Source organism: Bradyrhizobium sp. WSM1743 (assembly GCF_000473065.1).
GTDB lineage: Bacteria > Pseudomonadota > Alphaproteobacteria > Rhizobiales > Xanthobacteraceae > Bradyrhizobium.
Window position 1 is genome coordinate 37,205 of the sequence record NZ_AXAZ01000004.1, and the last position, 16,400, is coordinate 53,604.

Here is a 16,400-nt window from a genome sequence, read left to right on the forward strand (position 1 = left end):
CCTCACGCGATCTTCTTGTGGGATTGTGATTGTGGCGTGGCGCTTGTGGCCTGCATCAGCGTACGCACGATGGCGCGGCGCGCCAGCTCGATCTTGAATCCATTATGGGAATGAGCAGTTGCTCCCTGCAGCAGGAGGTCGGCGGCGTGCCCAAAATGATCCGGTGTTGCCGCCTGGCCGCGCAATGCTGCTTCGACCTCGAGGCTTCGCCAGGGCTTGTGAGCCACGCCGCCGAGCGCAAGGCGCGCTTCGCTGATTGCGTTGCCCTCCAGTTCCAGCGCGGCTGCGACCGAGACCAAGGCAAAGGCGTAGGACAGCCGGTCGCGGATCTTCAGATAGCTGTAGTTCCGCGCGAAGCCGCGCGGCGGCAGCTCGATTGCGGTGATGACCTCGCCGCTGCCGAGAATCGTGTCGAGATGAGGCTTGTCGTCCGGAAGCCGGTGGAAATCCGTCAGCGCGACGGTGCGTGCACCGGTAGGGCCCGCGATATGCACGAGCGCGCCGAGCGCGGCCAGCGCCACGCTCATGTCGGACGGATTGGTCGCGATGCAGAACCTGCTGGTGCCGAGGATTGCGTGGTTGCGGTTGAGGCCATCGAGTGCCGAGCAGCCGGTGCCGGGGCTCCGCTTGTTGCAAGGCGTCGCCGTGTCATAGAAGTAGGCGCAGCGCGTTCGCTGCATCAGATTGCCGCCGACCGAGGCCATGTTGCGCAGTTGCGCGGAGGCGCCGGCCAGGATGGCGCTGGCGAGCAAGGGATAGCGCTGCTCGATCATCGGATGGTAGGCGAGGTCGGAATTCGGCACCAGGGCGCCGATGCGCAGGCCGCCGTCCGCCGTCTCCTCGATGTCGCGGAGCGGCAGGTGGGAAATGTCGATCAGCCGGGAGGGCCGTTCGACATTCTCCTTCATCAGATCGATCAGGTTGGTGCCGCCGGCAATCAGCTTCGCGCTCGGATCTACAGCGAGCAAACGAATGGCGTCGGCGATGTCGCTTGCGCGGGAATACTGGAAGTTGTTCATGACCGGCTCATTGCCTGCTCGATCGCAGCCACGATGTTGGGGTAGGCGCCGCAGCGGCAGAGATTTCCGCTCATCAGCTCCCGGATCTCATCGGCGTCCCTGGCGCGGCCTTCGGCCAACAGGCCCGCGGCAGAGCAAATCTGTCCCGGCGTGCAATAGCCGCACTGAAAGGCATCATGGTCGACGAAGGCCTGTTGCAGGGGATGCAGAGTGCCGTCCTTGGCCAAGCCTTCGATCGTCGTGATCTCAGCGCCATCCTTCATCACGGCGAGGGTCAGGCAGGAATTGACCCGTCTTCCGTCGACCAGCACGGTACAGGCGCCACATTGGCCGTGATCGCAGCCTTTCTTGGTGCCGGTCAACTGCAGGCGGTCACGCAGGGCATCCAGAAGCGTGGTCCATGGCACGACCTCGAGTGTGCGCCTGACGCCATTGACGACGAGGCTGATCGCAATGCGTTCGGGGATCTGATCCGTGAGATCGGCCATGTTCTGTTCCCTGCGGAGAGGCCGAGCTGGGCAAGTTTGGATACCGACGCGAGGGTTGCGTTGCCACCGCTGGCCAATAGCGCCCAACGGATGACGGGAGGCTTGGTTCCCGGCCGGTTCTCGGTCGCCCGGACGAGGTCAGCGCTTCGTCTCGCCGAACACCACGGTCGGCACCGCGCGGTTGACGATCTCGCGCAGAGCGAAGCTCGATTGCACCCGCGCGACGCGGGGCAGGCGGGATAGCTCGGTGCGGTGGATGCGCTCGAAATCCTGGATGTCGCGGGCGAGAACGATCAGGATGTAGTCGTCGGTCCCCGACATCAGGAAGCAGCGCACGACGGAGGGACACTTCACCACCTCCGCCTCGAACGCCTTCAGTGCCTCGTCGCTCTGGCTCTCCAGCGCGATGCGAACCAGCACCGTGGTGGTGAGGCCGAACTGGGCGAGGTCGAGCGCGGCCTGGTAGGCCTGGATGTAGCCGTCGTCCTCCAGCGCCTTCTGCCGCCGCGCTAGCGCCGTGCTCGAGAGGCCGACCTTGTTGGCAAGCTCGGTGTGGCTGGCTCGCGCATTGGTCGTGAGTTCCGCGAGAATCGCGAGGTCTTTCCGATCGAGGGCCAAGGTTTCGTTTCCAGCGTCAAAGGACTTTTCCGCGCCGGAAACCGGCGCGGGCGCAGCCAAACTAGCGGATATTTGCACGAAACCAAACCGACCCTCTCGCTACGATCAACAATGGAATCAAGGCATTGGCGAGGGAGATCAAGATGCGCGTCGGTGTGCCCAAGGAGATCAAGGTGCAGGAATATCGCGTCGGGCTCACCCCGGGCGCGGTCCGCGAATATGTCGCCGCCGGGCATCAGGTGACGGTCGAGACCGGTGCCGGCAGTGGCATCGGCGCCTCCGACGAGGTGTATCGGCGGGCAGGGGCGTCCATTGCCGAGACCGCTCGCGAGATCTTCGCCAAATCCGACATGGTCGTAAAGGTGAAGGAGCCGCAGCGAAGCGAATGGGCCCAGCTGCGCGAAAACCAGATCCTGTTCACCTATCTTCATCTTGCGCCGGATCCGGACCAAGCCAAGGGCCTGATTTCCTCCGGCTGCACCGCGATCGCCTATGAAACCGTCACGGATGCGAGCGGTCACCTCCCGCTGCTCGCCCCGATGAGCGAAGTCGCCGGCCGTCTCGCCATCGAGGCCGCCGGCGCTGCGCTCAGGCGTTCGGCCGGGGGCCGTGGTGTGCTGCTTGGAGCCGTGCCGGGCGTGCAGCCGGCACGCGTCGTCGTGCTCGGCGGGGGTGTGGTCGGAACGCAGGCTGCGCGCATGGCAGCCGGCCTTGGTGCCGAAGTCACCGTGATCGACCGCTCGCTGCCCCGGCTGCGACAGCTGGATGATCTCTTTGCCGGACGCGTGCGGACGCGCTTTTCGACGATCGAATCGGTCGAGGACGAGGTGTTCGCTGCCGACGTCGTGATCGGCGCGGTGCTGGTGCCGGGCGCCAGTGCGCCGAAACTGGTCACGCGCGCGATGCTCAAATCGATGCGGCCCGGGGCCGTTCTGGTCGACGTCGCGATCGACCAGGGCGGCTGCTTCGAGACCTCTCATCCGACCACGCACGCTGAGCCGACCTACGAGGTCGACGGCGTCGTGCATTATTGCGTCGCCAACATGCCGGGCGCGGTGCCAGTGACCTCGAGCCAGGCGCTGAACAACGCGACGCTGCCGTTCGGCCTGATGCTTGCCAACAAGGGGTTTGCGGCGGTGCTGGAAAATCCGCACTTGCGCAACGGGCTCAACGTGCACCGCGGGCGCATCACCAACAAGGCGGTGGCGGAGAGTCTGGGGCTTGAGTTCGCGCCGGTGGGGAGTGGGTTGGCGGCGTAGTTTCTTCCCTTCTCCCTTTGTGGGAAAAGGCGGCGCGAAGCGCCGGATGAGGGGTTCTATCGGCTCGCAACACCGTTCGTGGGGTAGAACCCCTCACCCGGCTTCGCTTTGCGAAGCCACCCTCTCCCGCAAGGGGAGAGGGTGCACCGTCAGCGTGGCGCGATTAACCGATCACGACCTAAGCCTTCGTCAGCCTGTACTGCCGCAGATCCGGATCATGCGTCATGCGCCAGTAGTCCACGAACCGCCATGGCATCGCCGAGAACACGCGGCCGCCTGAATTGCGGTAGTAGGTCGTCATGCCCGGGTGGGTCCAGATCATCGCCTCGTGCTCGGCATCGACCTTGCGGACATGGTCGTCGAGCACGTCCGGGTGGAGGTCGATCGCGGCGACGTTCTGCTCGATCATATCGACAAGACATGCCGAGATGTAGCGGCTCTGGCATTCCGACTGGAAGATGACGCTGCCGCCGTGGGCGGGGCCGGAGTTCGGCCCGAGCATGCAGAAGAAGTTTGGAAAGCCCGGCACGGTGAGGCCGAGAAATGCGGTGGGATTGTCGTTACTCCAGGCGTCGCGCAGATCCTTGCCGCCGCGACCGGTGATGTTGAGCCGCGCCGCCATTTCCGTGACCTTGAAGCCGGTGGCGACCACGATGATGTCGGCGGGACGGTGCTTGCCATCGGCGGTGACGATGCCGCTTTCGTCGAAACGGTCGATCGCGTCGGTGAGGAGCTCGACATTGTCCCGCGTCAATGTCTTGAACCAGTTGTTGTCGAGCAGGATGCGCTTGCCGTAGGGCGGATAGGTCGGCACGCATTTTGCGATCAGGTCGGGCCGGTCCTTCAACTCAGTGAGGATGAAGTCGGTCAGCTCCTGCCGATGCCGGTCGTTGCCCTTGTTGACAGCGCGCTCAGGGTGCGGCCAGTCCGGGTCCTTGCGCAGGAACGGCAGCAGGCCGTCGCCGTAGCGCCAGAACATGTTGAAGCGGTACCACTGCACATAGAACGGCAGATGCGCGAGCAGCCAGCGCGCGCCCTCGCTGATCGGATCGGAATAGCCTTTCACCGGGCGCGCCCATTGCGCGCTGCGCTGATAGACCGTGACGGAGGCGACGCGGCCGGCGATCGACGGCACCAGCTGCATCGCGGTCGCGCCGGTGCCGATCACGGCGACATGCTTGCCGTCGACGTTGATGTCGCTCGACCACAGCGCCGAATGCAGGATCGTGCCCTTGAAGTTGTCCTCACCTTTGAAACTCGCGCGGGAGGGATCGTTGAGCTGGCCGATGGCCGAGACCAGTGCGGTGGACTCGAAGGTCTCTTCGCCGTCCTTGGTCTGCAGCGTCGAGATCCAGCGTCGCCTGCCCTCGTCCCAGCGCGACGAGGTGAGTTCGGTGTTGACGCGCAGATGCTGGCGGATGCCGTATTCGTCCGCGACCTTCTGGAGATAGCCGAGCAACTCCTCACGCTGGCAGAAGTAGCGCGTCCACGCATTCCGCGAGCCGAACGAATACGAATAGGAGTGGTTCGGCGTATCGACGCCGCAGCCGGGATAGCGGTTGATCCACCAGGTGCCGCCGAGCTCGGCGTTCTTCTCGACGATGGTGTAGGGGATGCCGAGATGGCCGAGCGCCACGCCGAGCGCAATGGCGCAGACGCCGGCGCCGACGATCAGCACGTGCTGGTCCGCAAGCTTCTGGTCGGAAGGGCGCGTCGTCCAGCGCGCCTCACGCGGCACAAAACCCATCTCCTCGCGCATCAGGGGCGCGTATTCCGGCGCGACGTTCTCGCCGAGGCAGGCGCGCATCATCCTCAGCAGCAATTCCTCGCCGGGGTCGGTGATGACAGGCTGTGGCGTGCCGTCGGCAAACAGCTTGACCACGGCGGCCCGGATCTCGTCCTGGACCTCTCGGGGCACGCCGGCCTCGGGATCGGGAATGAGGCGGATATCGCGCTTGGGCAAGTAGGGCAGTTCTAGCCACTTCTCATCACCCGTCATGTGCACCAGCACCATCAGCAGGCAACGGATATCGCCCTCGGCGATAGCAGAGGCAAGGTCGAGCGGCTTGTGCGGAGATTCGATGTTCATGGCGTGTCCTGATCTCCGGAGGCAGTAAAGAGGCCTCGCGTCATCAACTTGCGATAAGCGGAGATGACGTGGTCGGGGACGGCGGTGACGCCGCCTTGCGAATAGGAATAGCGGCGGCTGAGATAACCGCGCGCGCCCATCAGCATGTGGACGATCGCCTCGAATTCTTCATCGCTGTAATCCTCGATCGCGCCGGCAAGACGAGCCCGGCGCAGGATGCGGACATAGGCAACCGAGATGTTATCGAGATGCTTCTGGTAACCGATCGGCGCAAAGAACTCGGCCTCGTTGAGGATGCGCAGGAATTCCGGGACCTCGCGGATGAAGTCGAAGAAGGCGGAGAAGCGCTCGATCTCCTGCCGCGCCGCGTGCACATTGCCGGTGCGGGCGCGGATGAACGCGACCATGTCGAGGCCGATCTTGGGCAGCAGCTGGTCGAGCAGCTCCTGGCGGTTCTCGAAATGATTGTAGAAGGTGCCTTGCGCGACACCGGCCTGCTCGGTGATGCGGGCCACAGAGGCTTCGGCATAGCCATATTTGCCGACGACTTTCGTCGCGGCGTCGAAGATCTTCTGCTTGGTCCAGGCGTTGCGCTCGACGCGGTTGAGCTTTGTCACCTTGGCGTTCACTTGCGTCATTCAGACGTCTCCAGCTCGGCGCGCAGCACGCGCTTGAGGATCTTTCCGCTTGGGTTGCGCGGCAGGCTGTCGCGGATGATCAGCTGTTTCGGCACCTTGAAGCTCGCCAGCCGCGCGCGGCAGTGCTCGGTGAGGGCAGGGAGCTCGAGGCTGGCGCCTTCAGTCAGCACGACAATGGCGACCGGACGCTCGCCCCAGCGCGCATCGCGGAGGCCAATGACCGCAACCTCGCGCACCTCAGGCAGATCGTAGATGACGCGTTCGACCTCGGAGGAGGCGATGTTCTCGCCGCCCGAGATGATCATGTCCTTCTTGCGGTCGGTCAGGTACAGAAAACCCTCGTCGTCGAGATAGCCGAGGTCGCCGCTGCGAAACCAGTCGCCGAAGAACGCGGAAGCCGTCTTTTCCGGATCCTTCCAATAGCCGCGCGTGATCTTCGGTCCGCGCAGACAGATCTCGCCATTGACGTTCGGCGGCAGCACCTTGCCGTCCTCGTCGCGGATCTCGATCTCGACATGGGCGATGGCGCGACCCGTGGAGCCGATCTTCTCGATCTCGCGCCCCGCCTCCATGAAAGTGTCGCCACCGACGGTTTCGGTGAGACCATAGGCATCGATGTAGCGCGCGTTGCGGAAGAGCTCTGAGAAAGCGCGGATGCGCAGCTCCGGCGTCTTCTCGCCGCCGCCGATGGCCCATTTCAAGCTGGAGACGTCGTAGCGGTCGCGTGTGGGGCAGGTGAGCATCGCCGTGGTCATGACCGGCGCGAACCAGGCGGCCTTGAGCTTGTCCTCCGCGATTGCCGCGAGCGCCGTCTCAGCCTCGAAATTGCGTTCGATGCGGATGAAGCCGCCATGCCAGAGCACGGCGATGCCGGGCAGGTCGAGCGCGCCGACATGATAGAGCGGGCCGACGACGAGAAGCCGCGTCTCGGCACCAAGGCCGAGCGCGATGGTCTGGTCGGCCGACTTCCAGTAGAAATTGTCGTAAGAGAGCATCACGCCCTTGGGGCGGTCGGTCGTGCCCGACGTGTACATCAGCCGCATCAGGTCCGATGGCCGACGGACATGCATGGAGGCGGGCGGCGTGTCGCCCGCGAGATGCGTGAGGCTCTGCTGCGCGGCTTCGTCGAGCACGACAATCCTCGCGCCCGCGGCATTCGCCGCCAATTCCTCATCGACGATCAGAAGGCGCGCGCCGGCGTTGCCGGCGATGTAGCCGACCTCGTCGCGCGACAGCCGAAAATTGATCGGCAGGAAAACCGCGCCGAGGTGGCTGGTGGCGAAGACGAGCTCAAGAAACGCCGCGCTGTTCTTCATCAGCACGGCCACGACATCGCCGGCGCCGATGCCCTGCGCGGCGAGCCAGCCGGCCGCTTTCCGGATGCGCGCGTCGAAGGCGGCGTAGGTAATCTCCTCGCCGCGATATTTCAGCGCGGGCCGCCCCGGCGTGCGCCGGGCATGAAAGCCGATGAAGCTCGACAGATTGATCATTTTCGCTGGCTTCGGGCCGATCGCCGGCCTCGTTTCCTCTACTGTGAATTCTGACTCATAATTCATCTTTGGCTTGACGTCACCCCCTGGCTCTGAAATCCTTGGGAATACGGAGACGAGACGATCTCCGGCAAGGGACTAGGAAACGCCGACCCGAAAGAGGGAGGGGAAAATGACGAGAACCCGCACGCCGGGCATCAGCCGCCGTTCAACGCTGGCGCTGATGGGCGCCGGTGCGATGACATTTGCCGCGCCCTGGGTGGCGCGCGCCCAGGCCAAGACCATCAAGATCGGCATGCCGACGATTTTGTCGGGGCGCGTCGCGCAGCTCGGCACGTCCTCGCGCAATGCGGTGATGCTCGAGGTCGAGAAGGTCAACGCCGCCGGCGGTCTTGCAGGCCGGCAGATCGAGATGGTGATCCGCGACTCAAAGGGCCAGCCGCAGGAGGCGGCCCGCGTCGCGCGCGAGCTCGTCAACACAGACGGCTGCGAACTGCTGATCGACGCCGAAGCCTCCTCCGGCGCTTTCGCGGTGCACGAGGTCGCGCGCGACCTCGGCGTGTTCTGCATCCACACCAACTCGGAGACCTCGGCGCTGACCGCGGATCCGAAGCAGCACATCCCCAACGCGTTCCGTACCGCGCGGCAGGGTGTGCACGACTCCATCGTCGGCGGCAGCTATGCCGCAGCGATCGCCAAGGCGAAGGGCCTAAAGAAATGGGCGACCTGCTCGCCTGACTATGCCTATGGCCGCGATACCACGGCGGAATTCACGCTCTACCTCAAACGCTTTGCGCCCGAGGTCGAGATCATCAGCGAGTCCTGGCCGAAGCTGTTCCAGCCCGACTATACCGAGGTGGTCACCAAGATCCTGCAGGCCAAACCGCAGGCGCTCTATTCGTGCCTGTGGGGCGGCGATCTCACCTCCTACATCGACCAAGCCAACATCTACGCGATGTTCGGCCAGATGGAGGTGTTCGCGGTCAACATGGCCGACTACACCGCGCTCACCGTGGTGAAGAATCTGCCCAAGGGCATCCACTCCGGTAACCGCTACATCAAGACCTTCCCGGCTACGCCGGAAAACGCCGCCTGGGGCGACGCCTACAAGGCCAAGTACAATGAATATCCGACCAACTGGTCGTGGGAGAACGCCACTGCCATCATGTTGATGGCGGAAGCCGCGAAGAAGGCGAACTCCGCCGACGGCAAGAAGATTGCGGAGGCGCTGAAGGGCCTCACCATCAAATGCCCGTTCGGCGCCGACGGCACCGTGACGATGCGCGGCGACGACCACACGCTGGTCGGCTACGCCATCGGCTGGGGCACCACGATCCCGCAGGAGCCCTATGTGCCCGAGGTCAAGGCCGGCGACTGGAAGACCATCTTCGAGCTCGAGGCCGAGTGGAAGAAGAGCAAGGGCTACACCTGACCTGATGTGCGGCGGACGCGGGTGACCGCCTCCGCCGTTTTCGTTTAGCTCTCCGCGCCACATCAGGCGCGCTGCAATGAAAGTGCTCCCGTGGATCTCGACGCGCTCGCCGGCTGTCTTGCCAGTTCCGCCTGCCTTGTGACGCAGACCACCAGCGGCCTCATCATCGGCATGCTGCTGTTTCTGGTCGCGGTCGGCCTGACGCTGATCTTCGGCGTGCTCAAGGTGGTCAATTTCAGCCACGGCGCCTTCTACATGTTCGGCGCCTATTTTGCGATGACGGCCTACCAGCTCACGGGAAGCTTCGCGCTGGCGATGCTGGCCGGGGCCGCCGGCACGGCAATCCTCGGCCTGATCTTCGAGCGCGTGTTTATGAGCCGCGTCTATGGCGCGGATGTCTTGATGCAGCTTCTCGTCTGCTACGCCTTCGTGCTGATCTTCGATGATGTCGTGCGCATCATCTGGGGGCCGGAGTTCAAGGCGATGGGCATGCCGTCGGCGTTCCAGGTGATGCCGCTGTTCATCGCCGGCGGCGTGGTGCCGCCTTATTACCTGCTGCTGATCGGCGTCGCGCTGGTCGCGGCGATTGTGCTCGGTATCGGCCTCTCGCGCAGCCGCATCGGCAAGGTGATCCGCGCCGCCGCGAATAATCCCGGCATGGTGTCGGCGCTCGGCATCAACACCGGCCTCATCTATGGCGGCGTGTTCGCGCTCGGCGGCATGCTGGCAGGGCTTGCCGGCGCGCTTGCAGCGCCCGTGCGGTCGCTGACGCCGGGTATGGGATTCTCGGTCCTGATCGAATCCTTCATCGTCACCGTGATCGGCGGTATGGGCTCGATCCTCGGCGCGTTGATCGGCGCGCTGCTGCTCGGCCTGATCCGCTCGTTCGGTTCGCTCGGCTTTCCCCTGTTCACGGAAGGGCTGATGTATCTGTTCATGGTGATCGTGCTGGTCTCCAAACCCACCGGCCTGTTCGGCAAGGAGGCGGCATGACCGAGCTCGAGGCCGGGCGCGCGCAAACGCTGGTGCCGGCGCGTGGCGGCACGGCGCTGCGACGCTATCGCGACGTCCTGATCGCGCTGATCGCCTTTGCCGTGCTGGCGAGCCTGCCGCTGTTCACGGGCAGCAAGGCGCTGCTCGATTTCGTCATCCGCTGCTCGGCCTACGGCCTGTTCGCGACCTCGCTCAATCTGCTGGTCGGCTATACCGGCCTGACCTCGTTCGGCCACGGCATGTTCTTTGGCCTTGGTGCCTACAGTTTCGGCCTGATCATGCAGAAGCTCGGCGTGCCGATTCCGATCGCCTTCGTCGCGACGCTGGCGATCACGGCGATGGTCGCGGCCGTCATCGGCGCGATCTGCGTGCGGCTCAAGGAGATCTATTTCGCCTTTGTCACGCTCGCCTTCCAGATGCTGATTCACTCGACCATTTTGTCCTGGGCGTCCTTCACCGGCGGCGACCAGGGCCTGCGCGGCGGCATTCCGCGGCCGGCGTTCCTCGGGATCGATCTGTCCAATCACGTCCATCTCTATGTCACGAGCTGCGCGCTTCTGATCCTTGGCCTGCTTGCGATGCGCCAGATTGCGCAATCGCCGTTCGGCTACACCTTGCGCATGATCCGCGACAATGCCGCGCGCGCGAGCTTCCTCGGTATCGACGTCTGGCGGGCGAAGCTGACGGTCTTTGTGCTGGCGGCGCTGTTCGCGTCGATGGGCGGCATGGTGATGGCGCTGTTCGTCTCCGGCGCCTATCCCGAGTTCGCCTATTGGACCATCTCGGGCGAAGCCATTTTCATCAACATGCTCGGCGGTGTCTCGACCTTCCTCGGCCCGATGGTCGGCACTGTGCTGCTGCTGCTGCTCAACGATACCGTGACGCGGTTCACCGAGTATCACGGCATCGTGCTCGGTGTGGTCATCCTGTTCTTCGCGCTGGGCCTGCGCAAGGGCCTCTTGGATTTCGTCGCCGAATGGTACGCGTACCGGCGCGACGCAGGCGAGGGGCGCTAGCCATGCCTGGAGTGCTTGAGATTGAGTCATTCCGGGGCGCACGAAGTGCGAACCCGGAATCTCGAGATTCCGGGTCTGGTCCTGGCGGACCATCCCGGAATGACGGTGTCAGACAACGGCGCGAGGCGCACCATGCTTGAGATCCGCAACCTCGCAAAATCCTTCGGCGGCGTGAAGGCGACCAATGACGTGTCGCTCGACTTCCCCGACGGCTCCCTCACCGCCGTGATCGGTCCGAACGGCGCAGGCAAGAGCACCTTCTTCAACCTGATCACAGGCGCCTTGAGGCCGGATTCCGGACAGGTGCTGCTCGACGGCGTCGATCTCGCCGGCCGCTCGCCGCCGGAGATCGTGCGTCACGGCATCGGCCGGGCCTTCCAGGTCGCCAGCATCTTCAAATCGCTGACGGTGCAGGAGACGATGCTCGCCGCCGTCAGCGCCGACCAGCGCACCTCCGCGGTGCTGCACAAGCGCTTTCCGCTGCCCGAGACGCGCGGCCGCGCCGAGCATGTGATGGAACTGCTAGGTCTGGCAAGCAAGCGCCATCGCACCGCGGCCACGCTGTCGCATGGCGACCAGAAACTGCTCGATATCGCCCTGGCGCTCGTGCTCGAACCAAAAGTGCTGCTGCTGGACGAGCCCACCGCCGGCATGGGCCCGGAGGAGCGTTGGCGCATGATCGACAAGGTGCGCGAGCTCTGGGAGAGCCAGAAGATCACCGTCGTTTTCATTGAGCACGACATGGACATCGTGTTCAAGATCGCTCCGAAGATCGTCGTGCTTTGCTATGGCCGCATCCTCGCGACCGGCACGCCGGACGAGATCCGCAACAACAGCGCCGTGATCGACGCCTATCTCGGCACCGAACATGCGGGGGCTGCCGCATGAGCGCGCCCGTCATAGAAGTCGCCGACCTCGACGTCTATTACGGCACCAGCCAGATCCTGTTCGGCGTCGGTCTCTCGGTGCGGCAGGGCGAGACCATGGCGCTGCTCGGCCGCAACGGTGCCGGCAAGTCGACGACCATGAAGGCGATCATGGGCCTCGCGCCGCCGCGGCGGGGCAGGGTGAGCCTGCGCGGCGCGGTGATCTCCGGCATGAAGCCGCACACCATCGCGCGCGCCGGGCTCGGCTTCGTGCCTGAGGACCGCCAGATCTTTCCGGAGCACACGGTAGAGGACAATCTCGTCATCGGTCGCAAGAAGGGACCGGAGGGCCAGGACGAGTGGCCGATCAAACGCATCTACGAGGTCTTCCCGCTGCTGGAGCCGCTGCGCCATCGCATTGCGGGGCGCTTGTCGGGTGGCGAGCAGCAGATGCTTGCCATCGCGCGCACGCTAATGGGCAATCCAGCGCTGCTGCTGCTGGACGAGCCGAGCGAAGGCCTCGCGCCGATCATCGTGCAGCGGATCGGCGAGCTGCTGCGGCAGCTGCGCCAGCTCGGGTCGACCGTGCTGATCGCCGAGCAGAACATGCATTTCTGCCTGGGGCTGGCGAGCCACGCCACGGTCATCGACAAGGGCCAGATTGTCTATGCCGCCGGGATCGACGAGCTGAAGGCCAATGATGCGATCCGCCGGCGGTACCTGGCTCTCTAAGCCGGGCGCCGGTGTCCAAATAGGCGTGAAGAAGAAAACTATTGCCGTGGCGCTGTCGGGAGGAAGGAGTTTCCCTCCCGGAACGCAAAAACGCCAATTGCTTCCATTGCCGTTTGGGCCCGAAACGACGACATTTCTGCCAGAGATTGATGGATCGGCAGCTATGGAACGCACCGCATTTGAGCCCTTCGGCGAGCAACTGGCGTCCGGAACGGACGCCCAGCCGAAATCGCGCGCCTCAAAGCTCCTGCTGCGGGCCGGCACAACGCTGTTCTGGTCGCTGGTCGCGGGCATCGTGCTAGCGCGTGCGGCGTTCTTCGAGCCGGGCATCTATGACGGTTTCAGCCGGGTCGCCTCGCTTGCCAAGAATCTGATCTTCTAAGGCCCGCCCGACCTTCTGAGCCTGACTATTCCAAAGCGAGCACAGAACTTCCCTCGGCCCTGATATGTCGAAAACATATTTCCCAATCGGGGCGCGCTGCGTATAAATCATTCTCCTTCGGGAGAAATTTGTGTCGCAGAATCAAGCATCCAGCCCGGCCGATGCCAAGCCGGCCACCGCCGTCAGCCGCGTTGCGGCGCTGATTCCGGGCATCCTCCTCTGCATTCTCGTAGCCGGTGTGTCGGCCCTGCTGGAGCGGGCGGAACTGGGCGCGTTCGAGCATCCCTATGTCGAGGCGCTGGTGATGGCGATCCTGCTCGGGATGGCGCTCCGCAGCTTCTGGAAGCCCGCGCCGCGCTGGCAGGCGGGCATCGCCTTCAGCGCAAAACAGCTCCTCGAAGTTGCCGTCATGCTGCTGGGCGCCTCCATCAGCTTCGCGGCCATCGCCGCCTCGGGCATCGCGCTGCTGGCATCGATCGCGGCGGTCGTCGTGGTCGCGCTCTGCGTCTCCTTCAGCGTCAGTAGGCTGCTGGGCCTGTCGACGCGGCTGTCGATCCTGATCGCCTGTGGCAACTCGATCTGCGGCAACTCCGCGATTGCGGCCGTGGCGCCGATCATCGGCGCCAACAACGACGAGATCGCATCGTCGATTTCCTTCACCGCGATCCTCGGCGTGATGATGGTGCTGGGGCTGCCGCTGCTGATCCCGCTGCTGCAGCTGTCCGCGACGCAATACGGCATCCTCGCGGGCCTCACCGTCTACGCGGTGCCGCAGGTGCTGGCGGCGACGGTGCCGGCCGGCCTCGTCTCGACGCAGATCGGCACGCTGGTGAAGCTCATGCGCGTCCTGATGCTTGGCCCGGTCGTCGTCGGCCTGTCGCTCGCCGCCTCGCGCTGGCAGAGCGATGCCAAGAAGACCAGTGTCGGCTTCTTCCGCCTGGTCCCGTGGTTCATCCTCGGCTTCCTCGCGCTCGCGACTCTGCGCTCCCTGGAGATCGTGCCGGCCACTGTGGTCGGCCCGGTGACGAAGATCACCAGCTTTCTGACCGTGGTGTCCATGGCCGCGCTGGGTCTCGGCGTCGACGTGCGCGTTCTCGCCAATGTCGGGGGCAGGGTGACGGCTGCAGTGACGCTGTCGCTGATGCTTCTGCTCGGCATCAGCATCGCGCTGGTGCATTGGTTCAAGTGAGGCCGGCCGTCGCTCGCATGGAGACGCATTTCACGGGCTCAATCCCGACCGGCATCGGTGCTCTCTCCTTCGCCGTCAGAGGTGACGTACGCCGATCCTGCATACTGACAGATCCCTGTCGATGAAGAGGCATCGCTGTCGCGAGGCGTTCCCGGCTTCTGTAAGCTCCGGCTAGCGCGCGAAATACCGCATTAACAGTCCCTTTTTATGCTCGACGTATCCGTCCTGCCAGTGGGCATCCGTTTCCAGGAAGCCCGACCACCCCTTCTTGCCCTTGCGCTTGCGCTCGGTCTCGATGGCCCGGAAGCGGTAGTGGTCGTATACGTCGAGGATATGAACTGCATAGGCTTCGGCCAATGCGCGATTGCCGCTGACGATCAGCATATTTTCATCGTTCGAGTATGAAGCCTTGAAGCCCAGGTTATGGCTGCCAAGGATGACGTGACATTCATCGAGCCGGGGGTCAATGACGACAAGCTTGTCATGTATGATTGCGCCAATCGAGCCCTTCGCAGTCAATTGTTCCGCCCCGAAGTCGCCTAGCAGATTGTGGTCGTCGATGCGCGAAGCGCGGACTATCGAGACATTCTTGTCGTCAAATGTAGCTGGCGATTCGCCTTCTTCTACGACTTCACCATCTTCGTCTTTCTTCTTGCCGACATAGTTCGGCATCGCCATTGCGCTTGAGACTGCACCGCTAACCAGCAGTGAACGATCGTGCAGTCCGATATTGATGACCTCACCGATGATGCAGTCCTTACCTTTCTGCCCTGGGTAGAAGGCAAGGAACAGGATGGCCTCCTTGGCGCTGCGCATCAATCTATAGGCATCCGTAAGGTCGGGCGGCGTCGGTGCCGGCTTGGTCTTGGAGGTTGGTTTTTTACGCTGTAGCATGTTGGGAGAGAACCAGACGCGGAGCGCCGTACCGTTTTCAACATCCATCTCTTCGGGCGCGGCATTGTCCTCCCGGAATTTATCGCCCTGTTGATTGTCCTTCATCGCTTTGCCGAAGGGTTTCGGTACCTTCAGTGCATCCTTCTTCATGCGCTTCCAGTAATTCAGATAGCTCTCAGCGATGCTGTCATCTTCGATCAGCAGTGCATTATTGGTCTGGCCAGCGACTCCCGTGGAGGTCCAGTTGGTGCTGCCGGTCAATACTGAACGGCTTCCGCCCTCCGGCGGGACATGCACGACGAATTTGTTGTGGCCGATGTGGATGGAGTTGTTGAACATGCGGTGCTGGATATCGACCCCCGCGTCGATGAGACGCTTGCGTGCGGGTCTGTTGCGCTCGTCCCACTTCTTATCTTTGCCTGCGGAGGTATTCGAGAGGATTACGTGGATACGCGACTTGTTGGCGATGAGGATATCTTCGAGCTCGCGGTCCTCAAGTTCGTATAGACTGAGATAGAACGTTCCTTTACGCGCGAAAAGATCGTGGATCAGCGGAACGACATCGCCAGCGAGATACTTGCGATGCACGTCGTGAGGATTTTCGAGCTTCTCGATTAGCTCGTTTGGTTTGATGACACCGTCCTCGAGCAGAACGTTGCGCAGCCACTGTGCGGCCAGAATTCCATTGGTGAAGGTTGACCGGAAGGGGCCGCGCCGCGTCGTCACGAAAATATCGTTCGATACTTCGGCGGGCGCGAGATAGCCGAGTGGGCGCTTTGGTCCTTCATATGCTTTGACGCGGATCTTCAGGGGCTTGCCGTCCGGACCTTTGACAGGCCGGCCCTTCCTGTCCCGCTTGACGATATCGGCAAAGTCAATCCCGTTTGGAGGAACCGGTTCGAGGCCGGGCCGCATATCGCCCACAGGCCTGATCTCGTAACGCACTCGAACCTCGTCGGGCCTACGCGTCGCGCCGTCGCGCTTCTTGCGAAGGGTGAGGTCTCGCCAGGCCAGCTTCTGTACCGGCCAGACACCGGTATCCTGCGGAATCCAATTCGGATTGCTCTGCCCCTTGAAAGCGACCCAGGCGGCGCACTTCACCCGATCCTCTTTGCCGTCAGCGCGGCGCTTCACGACACCGTGTTCGTCGACATAGACACGGGTGACCTCGAAGCCGAGGCAGTCTTTTATTTTGCCGTCAATATCCCACGCGACGTAAGCGACTTCATTGTTCGCGTACCCGCGAACGGAAATGATCTTGCCCATGAAATAAATCCCCCGGGGCTACGACAGGC

The 16,400-nt window shown here is 63.5% G+C and carries 15 protein-coding genes; 8 read left to right on the forward strand and 7 right to left on the reverse strand.

The features are described 5' to 3' along the window. Positions 1-2: 2 nt before the first annotated feature. The 3 genes from YU9_RS0105225 to YU9_RS0105235 form a co-directional block, all read right to left on the reverse strand. A complete protein-coding gene (locus tag YU9_RS0105225) occupies positions 3-1,019 on the reverse strand; it encodes a xanthine dehydrogenase family protein subunit M (RefSeq protein WP_027571822.1) in 1,017 nt (338 codons plus the stop codon). Continuing rightward, positions 1,016-1,507, reverse strand: a complete 492-nt coding sequence (locus YU9_RS0105230; RefSeq protein ID WP_027571823.1) for a (2Fe-2S)-binding protein — start codon at positions 1,505-1,507, stop codon at positions 1,016-1,018. Before YU9_RS0105230 ends, YU9_RS0105225 begins: the two co-directional genes overlap by 4 nt. A gap of 138 nt (positions 1,508-1,645) precedes the next feature. Next, on the reverse strand, positions 1,646-2,125 hold the full coding sequence (locus tag YU9_RS0105235; RefSeq protein WP_027571824.1) for an Lrp/AsnC family transcriptional regulator: 480 nt from the start codon (positions 2,123-2,125) through the stop codon (positions 1,646-1,648). Positions 2,126-2,268: 143 nt separating this feature from the next. On the opposite strand from YU9_RS0105235, the gene ald reads away from it, so the two are divergent. Continuing rightward, positions 2,269-3,384, forward strand: coding sequence for an alanine dehydrogenase (ald, locus tag YU9_RS0105240; RefSeq protein ID WP_027571825.1), 1,116 nt, complete (start codon positions 2,269-2,271; stop codon positions 3,382-3,384). Positions 3,385-3,562: 178 nt separating this feature from the next. On the opposite strand, the gene YU9_RS0105245 is transcribed toward ald, so the two are convergent. The 3 genes from YU9_RS0105245 to YU9_RS0105255 are packed head-to-tail and all read right to left on the reverse strand — an operon-like array spanning position 3,563 to position 7,601. Continuing rightward, positions 3,563-5,473, reverse strand: coding sequence for an NAD(P)/FAD-dependent oxidoreductase (locus YU9_RS0105245; protein ID WP_027571826.1), 1,911 nt, complete (start codon positions 5,471-5,473; stop codon positions 3,563-3,565). Then, positions 5,470-6,111 carry a TetR/AcrR family transcriptional regulator gene (locus YU9_RS0105250; protein WP_027571827.1) on the reverse strand — a complete coding sequence of 214 codons (642 nt, stop codon included), beginning with the start codon at positions 6,109-6,111 and terminating at the stop codon, positions 5,470-5,472. Before YU9_RS0105250 ends, YU9_RS0105245 begins: the two co-directional genes overlap by 4 nt. Then, entirely contained in the window at positions 6,108-7,601 is a 1,494-nt protein-coding gene (locus YU9_RS0105255; RefSeq protein WP_027571828.1) for an AMP-binding protein, read from the reverse strand. The genes YU9_RS0105250 and YU9_RS0105255 overlap by 4 nt, the downstream gene beginning before the upstream one ends. Before the next feature lie 172 nt (positions 7,602-7,773). Here YU9_RS0105255 and YU9_RS0105260 point away from each other — a divergent pair, with 172 nt between their 5' ends. The 7 genes from YU9_RS0105260 (at position 7,774) to YU9_RS0105290 (ending at position 14,211) form a co-directional block, all read left to right on the forward strand. After that, the gene (locus YU9_RS0105260) at positions 7,774-9,033 is read left to right on the forward strand and encodes an ABC transporter substrate-binding protein (protein ID WP_027571829.1); all 1,260 of its coding nucleotides are present in this window, start codon (positions 7,774-7,776) and stop codon (positions 9,031-9,033) included. A 90-nt stretch (positions 9,034-9,123) separates the two neighbouring features. Next, on the forward strand, positions 9,124-10,026 hold the full coding sequence (locus YU9_RS0105265) for a branched-chain amino acid ABC transporter permease (RefSeq protein WP_027571830.1): 903 nt from the start codon (positions 9,124-9,126) through the stop codon (positions 10,024-10,026). Then, on the forward strand, positions 10,023-11,042 hold the full coding sequence (locus YU9_RS0105270) for a branched-chain amino acid ABC transporter permease (RefSeq protein WP_027571831.1): 1,020 nt from the start codon (positions 10,023-10,025) through the stop codon (positions 11,040-11,042). Before YU9_RS0105265 ends, YU9_RS0105270 begins: the two co-directional genes overlap by 4 nt. 132 nt (positions 11,043-11,174) lie before the next feature. Continuing rightward, the gene (locus YU9_RS0105275) at positions 11,175-11,930 is read left to right on the forward strand and encodes an ABC transporter ATP-binding protein (protein WP_027571832.1); all 756 of its coding nucleotides are present in this window, start codon (positions 11,175-11,177) and stop codon (positions 11,928-11,930) included. Then, the gene (locus tag YU9_RS0105280) at positions 11,927-12,640 is read left to right on the forward strand and encodes an ABC transporter ATP-binding protein (RefSeq protein ID WP_027571833.1); all 714 of its coding nucleotides are present in this window, start codon (positions 11,927-11,929) and stop codon (positions 12,638-12,640) included. The genes YU9_RS0105275 and YU9_RS0105280 overlap by 4 nt, the downstream gene beginning before the upstream one ends. 25 nt (positions 12,641-12,665) lie before the next feature. Continuing rightward, a complete protein-coding gene (locus YU9_RS49760; protein ID WP_245266307.1) occupies positions 12,666-13,022 on the forward strand; it encodes a hypothetical protein in 357 nt (118 codons plus the stop codon). A 130-nt stretch (positions 13,023-13,152) separates the two neighbouring features. Then, complete coding sequence (locus YU9_RS0105290; RefSeq protein ID WP_027571835.1) at positions 13,153-14,211, forward strand: YeiH family protein; 1,059 nt, start codon at positions 13,153-13,155, stop codon at positions 14,209-14,211. 171 nt (positions 14,212-14,382) lie between these two features. Here the strand turns inward: YU9_RS0105290 and YU9_RS0105295 are convergent, their stop codons facing one another. Further along, a complete protein-coding gene (locus YU9_RS0105295; RefSeq protein WP_027571836.1) occupies positions 14,383-16,371 on the reverse strand; it encodes a phospholipase D-like domain-containing protein in 1,989 nt (662 codons plus the stop codon). Between the last annotated feature and the right edge of the window lie 29 nt (positions 16,372-16,400).

Excerpts from the sequence above, each read along its gene's own strand:
- YU9_RS0105225 (WP_027571822.1), bottom strand. The coding sequence starts at position 1,019 with ATGAACAACTTCCAGTATTCCCGCGCAAGCGACATCGCCGACGCCATT.
- YU9_RS0105230 (WP_027571823.1), bottom strand. The coding sequence starts at position 1,507 with ATGGCCGATCTCACGGATCAGATCCCCGAACGCATTGCGATCAGCCTC.
- ald (WP_027571825.1), top strand. The coding sequence starts at position 2,269 with ATGCGCGTCGGTGTGCCCAAGGAGATCAAGGTGCAGGAATATCGCGTC.
- YU9_RS0105245 (WP_027571826.1), bottom strand. The coding sequence starts at position 5,473 with ATGAACATCGAATCTCCGCACAAGCCGCTCGACCTTGCCTCTGCTATC.
- YU9_RS0105250 (WP_027571827.1), bottom strand. The coding sequence starts at position 6,111 with ATGACGCAAGTGAACGCCAAGGTGACAAAGCTCAACCGCGTCGAGCGC.
- YU9_RS0105255 (WP_027571828.1), bottom strand. The coding sequence starts at position 7,601 with ATGATCAATCTGTCGAGCTTCATCGGCTTTCATGCCCGGCGCACGCCG.
- YU9_RS0105260 (WP_027571829.1), top strand. The coding sequence starts at position 7,774 with ATGACGAGAACCCGCACGCCGGGCATCAGCCGCCGTTCAACGCTGGCG.
- YU9_RS0105270 (WP_027571831.1), top strand. The coding sequence starts at position 10,023 with ATGACCGAGCTCGAGGCCGGGCGCGCGCAAACGCTGGTGCCGGCGCGT.
- YU9_RS0105275 (WP_027571832.1), top strand. The coding sequence starts at position 11,175 with ATGCTTGAGATCCGCAACCTCGCAAAATCCTTCGGCGGCGTGAAGGCG.
- YU9_RS0105280 (WP_027571833.1), top strand. The coding sequence starts at position 11,927 with ATGAGCGCGCCCGTCATAGAAGTCGCCGACCTCGACGTCTATTACGGC.
- YU9_RS0105295 (WP_027571836.1), bottom strand. The coding sequence starts at position 16,371 with ATGGGCAAGATCATTTCCGTTCGCGGGTACGCGAACAATGAAGTCGCT.